The following is a 15,938-nucleotide window of genomic DNA, read 5'->3' as shown; positions in this document are numbered from 1 at the left end:
GGGGCGGCGAGGGCCTCTCTTCGTGATCATGCGAGGCGTGATCTCCGTACACCGCAACGCAGCAGGCGTCCACAGGCTGTTGATGGCCGCCGGACTCGCCGTGGCGGCCCTCGCCGTCTCCCTGCCCGCCGGGCCGGCCGCCCGGGCCGCGACCCCCACACCCGTACCGCCTCCCCGGCAGGCCACAGCCGCCGAGGCACGCACCACTGCCTGGCTGGACACCCATCCGCAGAGCGCGGGCCGGTTCTTCCAGGACCTCCCCAAGGGAGGTGACCTGCACCATCACCTCTCCGGAGCGGTCCGGACCGAGTACCTCATCCAGCTCGCGGCCGAGGACGGCCTCTGCATCGACGCCACGCTGACCGCCGTCGCCGCACCGTGCGGTACGGGCGCGCGCCCGGCGGCCGACGCTCTCACGGACCCGGGCTTCCGGCAGGAGATCGTCCGGGCCTGGTCCATGCAGGACTTCCCGCAGGACCGGTCGGGCCACGACCACTTCTTCGCCACGTTCGGGAAGTTCGCCGCGGCGACCTCGCACCGCGGCAAGATGCTGGCCGACGTGGCGGGCACCGCCGCCGCGCAGAACCAGACGTATCTGGAGACCATGGTCAGCCCCGCTGCCGCGGGCGCCAAACAGCTCGCCGCGGACGTCGGCTGGGACGCCGATCTGACCTCCCTCCACCGCAAGCTGCTCGCCGGTGGCCGGCTCGACCAGCTGGTGACGACGGCGAAGCAGGAGGCCGACACCGCCGACGCGGAGTTCCGCCGGACCGCGCACTGCGCGACCGACGCCCCCGATCCGGCGTGCGGGATCACGGTGCGGTGGGTCTCCCAGGTGTCCCGCAACAGCGCCCCGGAGCGCGTCTTCACCCAGATCGCCCTCGGACTCCGCCTGGCCGAGCGCGACCAGCGCTTCGTCGCCGTGAACCTCGTCCAGCCGGAGGACGGCGAGATCTCCCTGCGGGACTACCGCCTGCACATGCGCATGCTGAACCATCTCCACAAGGTCTACCCCCGCGCCCACATCACCCTGCACGCCGGCGAGCTCGTGCCCGGCCTGGTGAAGCCCGAGGACCTCACCTTCCACATCGACGACGCCGTGCGCACCGGTCGGGCGGAGCGCATCGGCCACGGTGTCGACCTCGTGCACGAGGACGACTGGCGCCACCTCGCCCGCGACATGGCGCGCCGGCAGATCGCCGTCGAGGTGCCGCTGACCAGCAACGCGCAGATCCTCCAGGTCGAGGGCCAGGAGCACCCGTTCCCGGTGTACCGGAAGTACGGGGTCCCCGTGGTGCTCTCGACCGACGACCCCGGGGTGTCGCGCGGAGACATCGGCCGGGAGTACCTCCGCGCCGCCCGCACCTATGAGCTCAGCTACCCGGAGCTCAAGGACCTGGCCCGGGCATCCCTGGAGTACGCCTTCCTGCCCGGCCGCAGCCTGTGGCGCCCCGACCCCGTACGCCAGGGCTTCCGCCGGGTGGAGGAATGCCGGGCGCCCGGGTCGGACCGCTGTGCCCGCCTGCTGGCGAACAGCCCGAAGGCGCGGCTGGAATGGCGCCAGGAGCAGTCGTTCCGCAGCTTCGAGGCCCGGTACGCCACGCGCTGACCCGGCCAGCCCGGTCAGGGGCGGCGCGGCGCGGCGCACTCCACCCAGAGCACCTTGCCGCCCTGCCCCGGCAGCCCGCCCCTGATCGGGTACGCGCCCCAGCTCGCCGCACACTCCCGTACGAGCAGCAGCCCGCGCCCTCGCTCGGACAGCGCACAGGGCGTGCCCACGGCCCCGCCGCCGAACGGATCCGGGATCTCCGGATTGCTGTCCCACACCCCGACCCGCACCCGGTTCCGCCCGGCCCCGCGCAGCCGCAGGGAGTAAGGGCCGGACGAGTGCCGGTACGCGTTGGTGACCAGCTCGCTCGCCAGCAGCTCGGCGGTGTCGACGAGATCCCGCATCCCGTGCACCAGCAGCACGGTCCGCAGGGTCGACCGGGCGATCCCGGGACCACGGGGATCCTGCGGAAGTTGGAGGGTGTACGCCCAGGGCGGCGTTACGGTGGCCAGAGCCATGGAAGTCTCCGTTCACGGAGGAGCGTTGGGGGTGTGCGTGTCGCACGGCCCGGTGACGAGGCCGCTCCGTCGAGCGGGGTACTTCCGGGCGGGTGGCCTGGGTCAGACACTAGACTCACGCAAGGATTCCTTGCACCGTTTGCGCGGAATCTTTGAACCGAACCACTCGTGTGAGTGACGCTCCGCAATGCGGCCAATCCCAGGGAGAGTTCACATGCCAGGCAGGGCAGCGCCCACCGCACGCCGCACGCGCCTGGGCGCGGAACTGCGCAAGCTGCGCGAGCGCGCGGGGCTGACCACGACGCAGGCCGCAGACCTCCTGGGAACAAGCGCCGGTCAGCTCAGCAACATAGAGGTGGCCCGTTTCGGCGTCAGCGCCGACAGAGTGCGAGTCGCGGCCCACACGTACTCCTGCACCGACCAACTTCTGGTCGATGCCCTGGTCGACATGACGGGGGACCGCAAACGCGGTTGGTGGGAGGAGTACAGGGAGATCCTGCCTCCGAAGCTCCTTGATCTGGCAGAGATCGAACATCACGGCACGTGTCTGCGGGCAGCGCACAGCATGCACATCCCCGGCCTCCTCCAGACCGTCGATCACGCGAGGTCGATCTATGGGCAGGCTGTGCCCGGCATGTCACCACCCGAGATCGAACACCGGGTCTCGTTCCGTGTGAAGCGACAGACCGTCCTGTACCAGGACCACGCCGTGCCCTACCGCGCCCTCGTTCACGAGGCCGCACTCCGCATGCGCTTCGGTGGCCCTCAGGTCGCCCGCGCCCAGCTCCAGCACCTGCTCGAACTGAGCGACTGCTCCCACGTGACCATCAAGGTGATTCCGTTCTCGGCAACGAATTACCCCGGGTCCGGCCAGTCCGTGTACTACGTGGAGGGCACAGTCCCTGCTCTCGACACCGCTCAACTCGATCAGTCCCATGGGCCGGTGTTCATCGACTCCGAGGCACAACTGGCCCAGTACAGGCTCCTGCTAGAACGCCTCGACACGGTCGCACTGCCGACGGATCAGTCGCGAGACCTCATCCACGCCATCGCTCAGGAACTGTAGAGGAAACGAAATGACCACCCCCGACTGGCAGAAGTCCTCGTACTGCGCGCAGGGCGAAGCCTGCATACACGTCGCCGCAGACCGGCGTGCGATCGTCCTCACCGAGAGCGGCGACCCCCGCGGCGCGATACTCCGGACCAGCCCCGCCGCCCTCGCCGCCCTCATCCGCACCGTCAAGGAGACCCGGGGCCGTGGCTGACCTCCCCGCCGGCCTCGTCTGGACCCGCGCCGCCCCCGAGGGCGCGGAAGGCCCCGGGCCCTGGATCGAGATCGCGTTCGGCCCGGGGGACCTCGTCCATCTGCGCGAGACGGGCGACCCCGCCACGGTGGTGACCACGACCGCGGAGAAGTGGGAGGCGTTCACCAAGGGGGTCGCGGCCGGCGAGTTCGACCATTTCACCGAGATCCGCCCCGCCTGACGGTTCCCAGCGGGACCCGGGGGCGAGATCATCTGGAGCTGTGACCGACGAAGCGAACACATCCGCATGGCCTCCGGGCATCAGCGCCATCACTCTGTTCGTCGAGGACCTGGACGCCACCAGGGCCTTCTACGGTGAGGTCTTCGGACTGCCCGTGATCTTCGAGGACGGCAACTCGGCGGTGTTCGGCTTCGGCGCCACCGTCATCAATCTGCTGAAGGCCACCGAGGCCCCCGGCCTCATCGCCCCCGCGCCCGTCGCCGGCCCCGAGGCCGGATCCCGCATGCAGTTCACCCTGCCGGTGGACGACGTGGACGCCATGTGCGAGGAACTGTCCGCCCGCGGCGTGACGCTGCTGAACGGACCGATGGACCGCCCCTGGGGCATCCGTACGGCAAGCTTCCGCGACCCCGGCGGCCACATCTGGGAGATCGCCCGGTGACCGTACCGGGGTCGGCGGAGACACGGCCGCCCGGGACCACGGGGGCCGTCCCGCACCTGCCGTCAGGAGCGGGCGAGCACGGCTCCGCCCGCGTACCGCGCAGACGCGCCCAGTTCCTCCTCGATCCTGATGAGCTGGTTGTACTTCGCCGTGCGGTCGGACCGGGACAGTGAGCCGGTCTTGATCTGACCGCAGCCCGTTGCCACCGCGAGGTCCGCGATGGTGGTGTCCTCCGTCTCGCCCGAACGGTGAGACATGACGGCGGTCCAGCCCGCGCGGTGCGCGGTGGCGACCGTGGCGAGGGCCTCGGTCAGGGTGCCGATCTGGTTGACCTTGACCAGGACCGAGTTGCCGACACCCGTGCGGATGCCCTCGCGCAGCAGGGTCTCGTTCGTGCAGAACACGTCGTCACCGGTGAGCTGGCAGCGGCCGCCGACCCGGGCGGTCAGCTCCCGCCAGCCGTCCCAGTCGTCCTCGGCCATCGGGTCCTCGACGGAGACGATCGGGTACGCGTCGATCAGCTTCACCAGGTAGTCGGCGTGCTCGGTCGGCGTACGGCTCACGCCCTCGCCGGCGTACGCGTACGCGCCGTCCCGGAAGAACTCCGACGAGGCCGGGTCCATGATCAGGCCGATGTCGGTGCCGGGCCGGTATCCGGTGCGCTCGACGGCCTTCATGACGAAGTCGAGCGCCTCCTCGGCGGTGCGGAGGGACGGCGCGAAGCCGCCTTCGTCCCCGACGCCCGTGGAGTGGCCCGCGGCCAGCAGATCGCGACGGAGCGTGTGGAAGATCTCGGAGCCCATACGGACGGCCTCCGCGAAGGTCTCCGCCCCGACCGGGGCGATCATGAACTCCTGGAAGTCCAGCGGATTGTCGGCGTGGGCACCGCCGTTGACGATGTTCATCATCGGCAGCGGGAGAAGCCGGGCGCCGGCCCCGCCGAGGTAGCGGTAGAGAGGCTGGCGGTGGGCCGCCGCTGCGGCCTTCGCGGCGGCGAGGGAGACGCCGAGGAGCGCGTTCGCGCCGAGCCGGGACTTGTCGGCCGTGCCGTCGAGCGCGACGAGCGCCGCGTCGAGTCCGGCCTGGTCGCCGGCGTCGCGCCCGACTGCCACCGACGCGATGGCGCCGTTGACGTGGGCGACCGCACGGTCGACGCCCTTGCCGTGCCAGCGTCCGGGATCGCCGTCCCGCAGCTCGACGGCTTCCCGTGCGCCGGTGGAGGCGCCGGAAGGGACGGCGGCGCGGCCCAAGGATCCGTCGGCGAGGAGGACATCGGCCTCGACGGTGGGGTTGCCCCGGCTGTCGAGGACCCTGCGGGCGGTGACGGACCGGATGACGGTGGACTCGACTGCTGTGGAAAGCATGGGAGGTCCTTCGCGTTGACGCACGCCGCGGCCCTGCTGCGACAGCGCTGGCGCGTGCCGCGACGGGACCAACTCTACAGCAATGCTGTTCAGTTGCGCTGTACAGCTTGGCTGCACAGATGAGACGCGCGGCTTCGCTGACGACCACCGGTTAAAGTTGCCTATGCCCTCCCCGGAACCCGCCGCCGTCGCCACCGAACTGCGTACCGCGATGGGCAGGCTCACGCGGCGCGTGAAGCACGAGGACCGGATCCCGCTCGGGCAGGTCTCCGTGCTCGGCACGCTCGACCGCGACGGGGCCATGACCACCAGCGACCTGGCGGCGGATCAGCGCGTACGACCCCAGTCCATGGCCCGCGCGGTCGGGCTGCTCATGGAACAGGGGCTCGTCGTCCGCAGGGCGCACCCCACGGACGGCCGCAAGTCACTGGTGGAGCTCTCCCCTGCGGGGCGGACCGCCCTCGAAGCGGAGCGCGGACGCAGGGCCGGATGGCTCGCCCAGGCCATCGAGCTCGAACTCACCCGCGAGGAACGCGAGGTGCTGGCACGCAGCGCCGCCCTGATGGACCGGCTCGCCGCACGCTAGGGGTGTCCCGTACACACTGGTCCGGCGGTTCCCAGGCCGGACCTGCCCAGCTGAGCCACCGGAATGGCAGCTGTGGCAGCCTGCTGACATGCCATGGGAACTCAAGGAACACGCAGGTCACCACTACGCTGTCCTGTTCCACTACGCCCTGCCCGACGACGCCTGGGCCGTGGAGCTGAGCGAAGCGGTGCCTGCGGTGGCTGAGGCGGCGGAAAGCCCTGACGCCACGGTGACCCACCTGCCCGGTGCCGGCTTCCTGGTGGCGCTCGTCCCGGACGAGGACCCGGCTCTGCAGCCGGCTGTCCGTGTCTGGAGCCCTGAGGAGCGTGTGGTCCCCTACGAGGTCATGTGCTGGTTCATGGAGCAGGTGGCCGACCAGGTGGAACGCTGCCGCACCGCGTTCGAACAGGGGGAAGCTGGAACAGTGGAATGACCGGGCAGCGGCTGGTGGGATCACCGCGCCGGAGCCGTCCTGGACAGCCCTGCTCTCCCCGCATGTCCGGACACCTCGAAGGAGTGTCCGGACCGCCCCGCGCCACGAGGCGGCCTCCACGGTGTCCGAGCCCGGGCCCGCCCCGTCAGCCCCCGACGTACTCCCGCAGATGACGCGCGGTGAGGGTGCTTCCGTCGGCCACCAACTCCTCCGGCGTCCCCTCGAAGACCACGCGGCCGCCGTCGTGTCCGGCTCCGGGGCCGAGGTCGACGATCCAGTCCGCGTGGGCCATCACCGCCTGGTGGTGCTCGATGACGACCACCGTGTTGCCCGCGTCCACCAGCCGGTCGAGCAGCGCGAGGAGCTGGTCCACGTCGGCCATGTGCAGCCCGGTCGTCGGCTCGTCGAGGACGTAGGTGGCGGCCTTCTCCGCCATGTGGATGGCGAGCTTGAGACGCTGGCGCTCACCACCGGACAGGGTGTTCAGCGGCTGACCGAGCCGGAGGTAGCCGAGACCGACATCGCGCAGCCGTCCGAGGATGGCGCGCGCCTGACCGGAGGTGAAGAAGTCGTGGGCCTCCGCCACCGACATCCCCAGGACCTCGCTGATGTTCCTGCCGTGCAGGGTGTAGGTGAGCACCTCGGGGGTGAATCGCTTCCCCTGGCACTCCTCGCACACCGACGCGACGCCGGCCATCATGGCGAGATCGGTGTAGACGAGCCCGAGGCCGTTGCACTTGGGGCAGGCGCCCTCCGAATTGGCGCTGAACAGGGCCGCCTTGACGCCGTTGGCCTTGGCGAAGGCGGTACGGATCGGGTTGAGCAGGCCGGTGTACGTCGCCGGGTTCGAGCGGCGCGAACCCCGGATGGGCGTCTGGTCGGCGACCACCACACCCGGCCTGGCGGGCAGGCTGCCGTGGATCAGTGAGCTCTTGCCCGAGCCCGCGACACCCGTGACGACGGTGAGGACACCGAGCGGGATGTCGACACTCACGTCCTGGAGGTTGTGCAGATCGGCGCCCTCGATGGACAGCCGGCCCGACGGCTTACGCACCTCGTCCCGCAGCCGTGCGCGGTGTTCGAGGTGGCGCCCGGTCAGGGTCCCCGAGGCGCGGAGCCCGGCGACGTCCCCGCTGAAGCAGATCCGCCCGCCGTCCGTCCCGGCGCCCGGACCGAGATCGACGACGTGGTCGGCGATGACGATCACTTCGGGTTTGTGCTCGACGACGAGGACGGTGTTGCCCTTGTCGCGCAGGCGCAGCAACAGGTCGTTCATCCGCCGGATGTCGTGCGGGTGGAGCCCGATGGTCGGCTCGTCGAAGACGTAGGTGACGTCCGTCAGGCTGGACCCGAGGTGCCGGACCATCTTCACCCGCTGCGCCTCACCGCCGGAGAGCGTGCCCGCGGGCCGGTCCAGGCTGAGATAGCCGAGGCCGATCTCGACGAGGGAGTCGAGCAGGTCCCTCAGACCGGCCAGCAGCGGTGCCACAGCGGGGTCGTCGATCCTCCGGACGAACGCGGCGAGGTCGCTGATCTGCATGGCGGAGCACTCCGCGATGTTCACCCCGTCGATCGTCGAGGAGAGCGCGGCCGCTGTCAGCCTGGTCCCCCCGCAGTCGGGGCACTCGCGGAAGACCACGGCCCGGTCGACGAAGGCGCGGATGTGGGGCTGCATGGCGTCGCGGTCCTTGCTGAGGACGGTCCGCTGGACCTTCTGGACGAGGCCCTCGTAGGTGAGGGTGTTGCTGTCCACCTTCACCTTGGTCTGCGGCCTGTGGAGGAAGTCGGACCACTCCTGCTCCGTGAAGTCCCTGAGCTTCTTGTCCGGGTCGTAGTAGCCGGATTTGGCCATGACCTGCCAGTACCAGGAGTCCACCGCGAAGTTGGGCACGGTGATCGCGCCCTCCCTCATCGACTTCTCCCGGTCGACCAGCTGGTCGATGTCGATGTCCGAGATCTGGCCGACGCCCTCGCACCGCGGGCACATGCCCTCCGGCAGGTTGAAGCTGAAGGCGCCCGACGTCCCGATGTGCGGCGTGCCGAGCCGGGAGAACACGATCCGCAGCATCGTGTAGGCGTCGGTGGCGGTGCCGACGGTGGAGCGGGAGTTGGCCCCCATCCGCTCCTGGTCGACCACGATCGCGGCGCTCAGATTGTGCAGCGCGTCCACGTCGGGGCGGCCCAGGCTCGGCATGAACGACTGGACGAAGGCGGTGTACGTCTCGTTGATCAGACGCTGCGACTCGGCCGCGATGGTGCCGAAGACGAGCGAGGACTTCCCTGATCCGGACACCCCGGTGAACACCGTCAGCCGGCGCTTCGGGATGTCCAGCGAGACGTCGGTGAGGTTGTTCTCGCGCGCGCCTCGGACCTGGATGACGTGGTGGCCGTCGGCGGGAGGCATCGCAGCAGGGGTCATGCCGTCGACCGTAGTCGAGTGCACTGACAACGCCCCCGGCCGTTGACACCGTCGAGCCCCGGTTGCTTCGCTGGAGGCGGGGGGGGAACAAGCGCTTACAGCCCGGACCTTGGAGCGTGCTGGTGGAGCTCTCACGTCGTTCCGCACTGTCCGTGATCCCCGCTGCGGCGCTCTGGGCGGTGTCCCGGGGGCTGCGCGCCGAGGCGTCGCCCCGGCAGGGCCGGTCCGCCGCCCCGGGCGCGCCTGCGTCCACGGACGAGGCCGCGGATGTCCTGCTCCGCAACACGGTCGCGGTCTTCGCCGGCACCGCCGAGTCCAACGCCCGCCCCGAGGTGGCCCCCAAGCTCGCCTCACTGCGCGCGACGGCGGACGCCCGGCTCGCCGCGATGGACGCCGCGGGACAGGACGAGGTCTTCGCCGGCCTGCCCCTCGGCACCAGCGACACCGGCCTGAGCACGTCGTACCAGTACCTCTACGAGACGGCCCTCGCCACCTGTCTCCCCGGTGCGGGGTACGCGCCCGCCCCGTACGACACCGCAGCGGTGCGGCAGCGGGTCGTCGACGGCCTGGTCCGTCTCCACGACGGCTGGTTCGGCGACCAGTCGAAGGGCTACTACGGCAACTGGTTCCACTGGGAGATCGGGATCCCCTCCTACGCGACCAGGACCCTGGTCCTCCTGAGGGACGAGATCGCCGCGTACCGGCCGGACCTCACCGCGACCTACATCGCCTCCATGGACGCCTACCTCCGCAACGGCAAGGACGGCGACGTCGATCTCGACTCGCGTTTCCACACCGGCGCCAATCTCGCCGACATCACGACGAACCGCGTCCTCCAGGGGGCGCTGCTCGGGGACGGCACCCGCATCACCAAGGCCTTGGCCGACCAGCTGACCGTCTTCGCGACGGTCGACCCCTACCGGCCGCAGCACGGGGTCACCGACGGCTTCTACGCCGACGGGTCCTTCGTCCAGCACGCCTCCGTCGCGTACACCGGGTCCTACGGCAAGGGGCTGCTCACCCGGATCGTCCAGACCGTCAAGATCCTCGACGGCACCGGCTACGTGCCCGACGGCAGCCTGACCGGCGTCGTCCAGGGCTGGGTCGCCGACGGCTTCGCCCCGCTGATCCACGAGGGCTGGATGATGGAGATCGTCAAGGGGCGTGCCGTCTCGCGCCCGGGCACCGGCTACGCGGACGTCACCGCGGTCGTGGAGGCCGTCGTCGACCTCTCCGCGCATACGGCCGGCAGCGACGCGGAAGCCCTGGAGGGCTACGTCAGACACGTCCGGCAGACCTCGAAGGCGGGCCTCGACCCGACGTCGTTCGTCTCCCCCGTGAGCATCGCCCGCTACGCCGACATCCTGAACACCCCCGGGCCCGCCCGCGACCTCGCGGCCGCCTCCTCCCACACCGCCTTCAACGCCATGGACCGCACGGTCCACCGCCGGCCGGGCTACTCCTTCGCCCTCGCCCGCAGCTCCACGCGCGTCAGCATGTACGAGTACATGAGCGGCGAGAACCTGATGCCGTGGTTCCAGGGCACCGGCGCCCACTACCTCTACCTCTCCGGCGCGGACCAGCGGGAGGAGTTCGGCATCGACTACTTCACCGCCGTCCCTCCCCACCGCCTCGCAGGGGTCACCGCTCCCGTGGAGAAGCGCCGTACCGTCCCCGAGCTCTACGGCACGCTCTGGTACGACGACCCCGAGCACGGCTTCACCTCGTCGTCCGAGGCGCAGAACACCTACGTCTACTTCCCTCGCGCCACCCATCCGTTCTCCGGGGGCGTCCGCCTCGGCGCCTACGGGGCGGCTGGCCTGGTCCAGTCCGACGACGCCGCGTACGCGGCCCGGCAGGCGGGCGCCCTGCCCGACGGCTTCGTGGCCTACCGGGCCGCGGGCGCCACAAGGTCGTGGTTCATGTTCGACGACGAGATCCTCGTCCTCTCCGCGGGCGTGACCGGCCTGGCGGGCCGCGCGGTGACCACCACCGTCGACAGCCGTGTCGCCGCCCCGTCCGCCCCCGTCGTCCTCACCGGCGGCCTCCGCGACGGAACGCCCTGGCGGAGGACCGGGTCCGCCCCTCCGGCCTGGCTGCGGTACGCCGACGACAGCCGGGGGACGGCGGTCGGCTACGTCTTCCTGTCCGGCCCACCGCCGGTCGTCACCCTCGGCACCGTCACCCGCAGCCAACGCCTCGTGCGTCTCGCCAATGCGGACACAGCAGTGACCAAACAGGTCTTCACACTGTCCTACGAACAGGCCGCCGGAGAGCGGCCGGCCGCCATGGCACACGCCCTCGTCCCGAACGCCACCGCACAGCAGCTGGCCTCCTACGCCGACAGCCCGCTCTCCGTCCTGTCCAACACGGTCCGCCTGCAGGCCGCGGCACACAGGCACCTCGGCATCACCGCCGCGAACGCCTTCACCCCCGGGACCCATCGGACGGGCCGGCTCTCGATCGACGGCCCGGCCTCCGTCCTGCTCCGCCGGAGCCCGGACGGCACCTGCACCGTCGCGGTGTCCGACCCCACGACGGAGCGGCGCACCGTCTCGGTCACCCTGCACGGCCGGCCCCTGCGGCACGTCTCCGCCGACGCCGGCGTGCGCGTGCGCCACGTCCCCGGCGGCACCCGCCTCGACGTCACCACCCACCACGCCTACGGCCGCAGCTTCACGGCGACCCTGAGCGGGCGGACCTGACGGAGCCACGCCGCCGCCGGCCCGGGCATCGGCGACCTGAAACACCAACCGTCGCTGGTCATAGACTCGCCCCATGGACAGCAGTGACGATTCCGCCCTCGACGCGCTGGGCGTGCTGGGTGACCCGGTGCGGCGCGGACTGTACCGGCAGGTCACCGGGACACCGGGCGAGGTGGGACGGGACGCGGCGGCCGAGGCGGCCGGGATCTCCCGTTCACTGGCCGCGTTCCACCTGGACAAGCTGGTCGCCGCCGGGCTGCTGGAGGTGTCCTTCCGGCGGCTCTCGGGGCGCAGCGGCCCGGGAGCGGGACGCCCCTCCAAGATGTACCGGCGGGCCGCGGGAGAACACACGGTCTCCGTACCGCCCCGCTCCTACGACTCGGCCGGCCGGCTGCTCGCCGAGGTGGTGGAGCAGGCCGGACTCGACGCGGCCCTGCAAGCGGCGGCACGCGCCGAAGGGGAGTCCGAGGGGGACGCGTCGAACGGCGGGACCGACCCGGTCGAGGCCCTGCGGGCACGCGGCTACGAGCCGTTCCGGGACGGCGCCGGACTGCGGCTCAACAACTGCCCGTTCCATGCGCTGGCCGATCAGTTCCCTGCCCTGATCTGCGGGATGAACCTGGCCAGGATCCAGGGCCTGCTCGCCGGCCTGCCGGACGCCCAGGGGTGGAGCGCGGCGATGGACCCGCTTCCGCACGGGTGCTGCGTGGCCCTGGAGGCTCCCGAAGCACGGGAGGCTCCCGAAGCACTCTAAAAACACAACTCGTTGACTTTAGAGAGTTCGCCCGGGCATGCTTGCCCTCGTGAACGACTTCCACCTCGCCCAGGTCAACGTCGGGCGCATCCTCGCCCCGCTCGACAGCCCTCAGCTGTCCGGCTTCGTCGCACACCTCCCGGAGATCAACGCCGCCGCCGACCAGGCCCCGGGCTTCGTCTGGCGCATGGTCGACGACGGCGGAGCCGACTCGACGGACCTCCGCCCCGAGGACGACGACGACATGCTGCTCATCAACTGCTCGGTATGGGAATCGGTCGAGGCGCTGCAGGACTACACGTACCGCAGCGCACACCTCAAGGTGCTGGCGCGCCGCCGGGAATGGTTCGAGCGCCTCGCCGAGTTCCACCACGCCATGTGGTGGGTCCCCGCAGGGCACCGCCCGACCATGGCCGAGGCGATGGCCCGCATCGCCCTGATCCGCACGAACGGCGAAGGCCCCGACGCCTTCACCTTCCGGTCGCCGCACCCGCCGCCGGCCGGCCGGCCGACAGCGTCACCCCCTGAGCTCTCCGCGGGAACAGGCATCCCCCACCAGGAGTCCGGCCCCGCCGCCGGGCCGAGGGACCCGGTCCGCGGGACCCCGGCGCCCTGACCCCCTCAGCGCGTCGCGTCCCGCTTCCCGACGCCACGCGGGTGAGTATGTGCGGACCAAGCCCTCCTCCCGCACCGAGGCGATGAGATGCCCGACCGCGCCGACCATGCCCACCGAGAGGGCGCAGCGCCGAGACCGGCGCCCCGGTACCGACCGCCGGAACAGCCGCTGTTCAGCGTCGTCTACGGCCTGGTGCTGGCCAGCGCCCTGGTGGCCGCCTTGGACCCGGCGGGCGAGGAGGCCGACCCCGGCCCCGACGCACTGTGGGTCGTGCTCACCGCGCTCGCGGCGGGCGCCGCCCACGGGTACGCCCATGTCATCGCCCAGCGTGTGTCCACCGACGGGACAGCCACCGCGAGCAGGCTGCGGCTGGTGCTCGCCGAGTGGCCCCTGATCGCCGCGGTGCTCCCCACCGTGGGGATGCTGCTCGCCGCGGCAGCCGGCTGGTGGGCCGAGGCCACGGCCGCGGACACGGCCCTGCTGGTCAACACCGTCGCCCTGTTCGGCTGCGGCACCTGGGCCGCCCGCACGGCCGGGCACAGCTGGCCGTCCTCGTGCCGGGCTGGAGGCATGGACATGTTGATCGGCCTGGTCATCGTCGCCGCCGACGCCCTGATCAAGTAGCGGGCCTCCGGGCGGGGTGCCGCCGCACACCCGGAGGCCGCGGGCACAGGACGAGGACTGAGGACGAGGCCCCAGGACGAGGCCTCAGGACGAGGCCTCAGGAGCACCGCCGGTGCGACAATCCGACGATGACCTCATCATTGGACATGATCGACGCTTCAGCCGCAGGCACCTGGACACTCGGTGACCTGACGGTCAATCGGATCGGCTTCGGCTCGATGCGCCTGACCCAGGACGGTGCGGCGTTCGGCAAGGGCGACTCCGGCGACCGGAACCGCGCCCTGGGGGTCCTGCGCCGCGCCCTCGAACTCGGCGTGAACCACATCGACACCGCCGCCTTCTACTTCTCGCCGCTCCGCTCCGCCAACGAGCTCATCAACAGCGCGCTGGCCCCGTACGCCGACGACCTGGTCATCACCACGAAGGTCGGCCCCGGCCGGGACCCTTCCGGCGTGTGGACGTGGGCCACGCCGGAACAGCTGCGCGGGCAGGTCGAGGAGAACCTGCGCCAGCTCGGCCGCGACCACATGGACGTGGTGAACCTGCGCATAGCGAGGAGCCACGGATCCAGGCCGGTCGCCGAACACTTCGGCGCCCTGGCCGAACTCCGCGAGGCCGGCCTCATCCGCCACCTCGGCATCTCCCACACCTCACCCGAGCAGCTCGCCGAGGCCCGGGCCATCGCCCCCGTCGTCTGCGTACAGAACGCCTACGGCCTGGGCTCGTCCGCGCAGGACGATGCCTTCGTACGCTCCTGCGGCGAACAGGGCATCGCCTTCGTACCCTTCTACGCCATCGCCGGCGAGGGCCGCGAGGCCGGTTCGAGCGACATCCAGGACAAGGACGTGCTCACCGTCGCCCACCGCCACGGGGCGACACCCGCCCAGGTACGGGTGGCCTGGACGCTCCACCAGGGACCGCACGTCCTGGCCATCCCCGGAACGGGCAACCCGGACCACCTCGCCGAGAACGTGGCGGCCGGCGCCCTGCGGCTCAGCGCCGAGGACCTGGCCCTCCTCTCGTCATGACCGGGCGGATCCTGCGGTGGAACCTCTTCATCGGCGGCCACCTGAGCTCGTCCGTACCCGTACGCCTGGTCGAACGCACGGCCGCGTACCAGCTGGTGTGGCTGGAGACAGGCACCCCGATGTGGCGTACGGACCTTCCCCGCAGGACCCACCTCCGGGACATCCCGCCCGAGCACCGGCCGGCCGGCGGATATCCGGCGAAGACCGGCTGGTGGCCCCTGGGCAGCGCGCTCGTCCATCAGCCGGCCGGGGCCCGGCACGCCGTCTTCTGGCTCTTCGGGCGGAGGCAGAGGTTCAGGGGGTGGTACGTGAATCTGGAGCACCGGACCCACCGGGGCGAGGACATCGACGTCACCGACCACGAACTGGACCTCACCGTCGCGGCGGACCACAGCTGGCGATGGAAGGACGAGCGGTCGTTCGCCGAAAAGACCGGCCACCCCGCCTACTGGTCCCCGGAGGAGGCGACCGCGATCCGCGCCGAAGGGGAACGCATGGCCCGCCTCGCCGAGTCGAGAGCATTCCCCTTCGACGGCTCCTGGTGCGACTTCAAGCCACCGCCCCACTGGACCACACCGTCCCGCGGCCCGGCCCCCACACGCACCGTGCTCTGATGCACGCGGCCGCGACGCCTTCCCCGCACGGGTCCTGACGACCCGTTTGCCGGAAGCCACCGGCGCACACACGGCTCTCGAACAGCGCGTACGAATACTCCGCACCCCGTGAACGCATCGACCGCATCCGGAACCATGGCCACCGTCGTTGCTAGCCGTCACACCGCGTGATACACAGAGTAACCATGCATATGCGGGTGGATCCCCACACGAGTCGCAGGTCAGGGCTGCTTCTCCGGTCAAACGTGCGAGATCCGGGTAAAGAGACCCGGGAAGGCGTCGTGCGATGCCGGTTTCATCAGCGAAGATAGAGACCGACCCGTGCCGCACGGCGCGGGCTGCGAACTACCCAACAGGGGCGGTGACTTACATGATCCTGGCAGCTGAAAAGGGCGACATCACCACCATCATCGGCGGAATCGCCCCGAACTGGGGGCCGTTCGGGACTCTGGGCAACGAGGCGCGCATCATGATCGAGGTGGTGATGGCGGTCGCCATCCTGCTCTGCCTCGGCATCGCGATCTGGGGTGCGGCCAAACAGCGCATCGGCGCGACGGCCCTGCGCGACACCTTCAGTGCGGAACAGGGCAAGGGCCTCATCGTGGCGGGGCTGACCGGCGTCTTCATCATCGGATCGCTGGGCACACTGTTCACCATCGTGTACGGGATGGCCGTCTGACCCAAGGTCAGCCGGAGCCCCGCCCGGGCCCGTCCACCCCACACCATCCGTCCGTCGTGCCCACCGGCAGAGGTTGCGTCCCCTGATGTCGAGTCACCACTCCGCGCCCACGCGGAAACCAG

The 15,938-nt window shown here is 70.9% G+C and carries 16 protein-coding genes and 1 pseudogene; 14 read left to right on the top strand and 3 right to left on the bottom strand.

The genetic code is table 11. The features are described from left to right. Positions 1–28: 28 nt before the first annotated feature. Positions 29–1,609, top strand: coding sequence for an adenosine deaminase (locus ACFC51_RS25470; protein WP_376530975.1), 1,581 nt, complete (start codon positions 29–31; stop codon positions 1,607–1,609). A 14-nt stretch (positions 1,610–1,623) separates the two neighbouring features. On the opposite strand, the gene ACFC51_RS25465 is transcribed toward ACFC51_RS25470, so the two are convergent. Beyond that, complete coding sequence (locus ACFC51_RS25465) at positions 1,624–2,067, bottom strand: ATP-binding protein (protein ID WP_376530972.1); 444 nt, start codon at positions 2,065–2,067, stop codon at positions 1,624–1,626. A 214-nt stretch (positions 2,068–2,281) separates the two neighbouring features. On the opposite strand from ACFC51_RS25465, the gene ACFC51_RS25460 reads away from it, so the two are divergent. From ACFC51_RS25460 to ACFC51_RS25445, 4 genes are read left to right on the top strand one after another with little or no spacing between them, the layout of a single operon-like run. Further along, positions 2,282–3,133: a Scr1 family TA system antitoxin-like transcriptional regulator gene (locus ACFC51_RS25460; RefSeq protein ID WP_376530969.1), complete on the top strand. Its 852-nt coding sequence runs from the start codon at positions 2,282–2,284 to the stop codon at positions 3,131–3,133. A gap of 10 nt (positions 3,134–3,143) precedes the next feature. Then, a complete protein-coding gene (locus tag ACFC51_RS25455) occupies positions 3,144–3,332 on the top strand; it encodes a DUF397 domain-containing protein (RefSeq protein ID WP_376530967.1) in 189 nt (62 codons plus the stop codon). Continuing rightward, positions 3,325–3,552, top strand: coding sequence for a DUF397 domain-containing protein (locus tag ACFC51_RS25450; protein WP_376377821.1), 228 nt, complete (start codon positions 3,325–3,327; stop codon positions 3,550–3,552). The genes ACFC51_RS25455 and ACFC51_RS25450 overlap by 8 nt, the downstream gene beginning before the upstream one ends. A gap of 40 nt (positions 3,553–3,592) precedes the next feature. Continuing rightward, positions 3,593–3,994, top strand: a complete 402-nt coding sequence (locus tag ACFC51_RS25445) for a VOC family protein (RefSeq protein ID WP_376377778.1) — start codon at positions 3,593–3,595, stop codon at positions 3,992–3,994. Positions 3,995–4,056: 62 nt separating this feature from the next. Here the strand turns inward: ACFC51_RS25445 and eno are convergent, their stop codons facing one another. Further along, entirely contained in the window at positions 4,057–5,358 is a 1,302-nt protein-coding gene (gene eno / locus ACFC51_RS25440) for a phosphopyruvate hydratase (protein ID WP_376530964.1), read from the bottom strand. Positions 5,359–5,521: 163 nt separating this feature from the next. Between eno and ACFC51_RS25435 the strand changes: the two genes are divergently transcribed. Both ACFC51_RS25435 and ACFC51_RS25430 read left to right on the top strand, forming a co-directional pair. Further along, entirely contained in the window at positions 5,522–5,944 is a 423-nt protein-coding gene (locus tag ACFC51_RS25435) for a MarR family winged helix-turn-helix transcriptional regulator (protein ID WP_376377781.1), read from the top strand. Between the two features lie 88 nt (positions 5,945–6,032). Then, complete coding sequence (locus tag ACFC51_RS25430; RefSeq protein ID WP_376530961.1) at positions 6,033–6,377, top strand: hypothetical protein; 345 nt, start codon at positions 6,033–6,035, stop codon at positions 6,375–6,377. Positions 6,378–6,522: 145 nt separating this feature from the next. On the opposite strand, the gene ACFC51_RS25425 is transcribed toward ACFC51_RS25430, so the two are convergent. Then, positions 6,523–8,796: an ATP-binding cassette domain-containing protein gene (locus ACFC51_RS25425; protein WP_376530959.1), complete on the bottom strand. Its 2,274-nt coding sequence runs from the start codon at positions 8,794–8,796 to the stop codon at positions 6,523–6,525. A 122-nt stretch (positions 8,797–8,918) separates the two neighbouring features. Between ACFC51_RS25425 and ACFC51_RS25420 the strand changes: the two genes are divergently transcribed. The 7 genes and pseudogenes from ACFC51_RS25420 (at position 8,919) to ACFC51_RS25390 (ending at position 15,816) form a co-directional block, all read left to right on the top strand. Next, positions 8,919–11,501 (top strand): polysaccharide lyase family 8 super-sandwich domain-containing protein, encoded by a 2,583-nt coding sequence (locus ACFC51_RS25420; protein ID WP_376530956.1) that lies wholly within the window; start codon positions 8,919–8,921, stop codon positions 11,499–11,501. A gap of 73 nt (positions 11,502–11,574) precedes the next feature. Next, positions 11,575–12,255 carry a helix-turn-helix transcriptional regulator gene (locus tag ACFC51_RS25415; protein WP_376530953.1) on the top strand — a complete coding sequence of 227 codons (681 nt, stop codon included), beginning with the start codon at positions 11,575–11,577 and terminating at the stop codon, positions 12,253–12,255. Positions 12,256–12,304: 49 nt separating this feature from the next. After that, positions 12,305–12,760: pseudogene (locus tag ACFC51_RS25410) on the top strand (DUF3291 domain-containing protein); the annotation flags it as partial. Between the two features lie 198 nt (positions 12,761–12,958). Beyond that, positions 12,959–13,495, top strand: a complete 537-nt coding sequence (locus ACFC51_RS25405) for a hypothetical protein (RefSeq protein WP_376530951.1) — start codon at positions 12,959–12,961, stop codon at positions 13,493–13,495. Positions 13,496–13,623: 128 nt separating this feature from the next. Next, positions 13,624–14,523 carry an aldo/keto reductase gene (locus tag ACFC51_RS25400; RefSeq protein ID WP_376530948.1) on the top strand — a complete coding sequence of 300 codons (900 nt, stop codon included), beginning with the start codon at positions 13,624–13,626 and terminating at the stop codon, positions 14,521–14,523. Continuing rightward, positions 14,520–15,137, top strand: coding sequence for a DUF402 domain-containing protein (locus ACFC51_RS25395; protein WP_376530946.1), 618 nt, complete (start codon positions 14,520–14,522; stop codon positions 15,135–15,137). Before ACFC51_RS25400 ends, ACFC51_RS25395 begins: the two co-directional genes overlap by 4 nt. 370 nt (positions 15,138–15,507) lie before the next feature. Beyond that, positions 15,508–15,816 carry a hypothetical protein gene (locus tag ACFC51_RS25390; RefSeq protein ID WP_014047394.1) on the top strand — a complete coding sequence of 103 codons (309 nt, stop codon included), beginning with the start codon at positions 15,508–15,510 and terminating at the stop codon, positions 15,814–15,816. The last annotated feature ends 122 nt before the right edge of the window (positions 15,817–15,938 follow it).

The organism is Streptomyces sp. NPDC055962 (assembly GCF_042270185.1).
Classification (GTDB): domain Bacteria; phylum Actinomycetota; class Actinomycetes; order Streptomycetales; family Streptomycetaceae; genus Streptomyces.
Note: the sequence above shows the minus strand (reverse complement) of the source record. Positions and strands in the feature narration are given on the sequence as shown.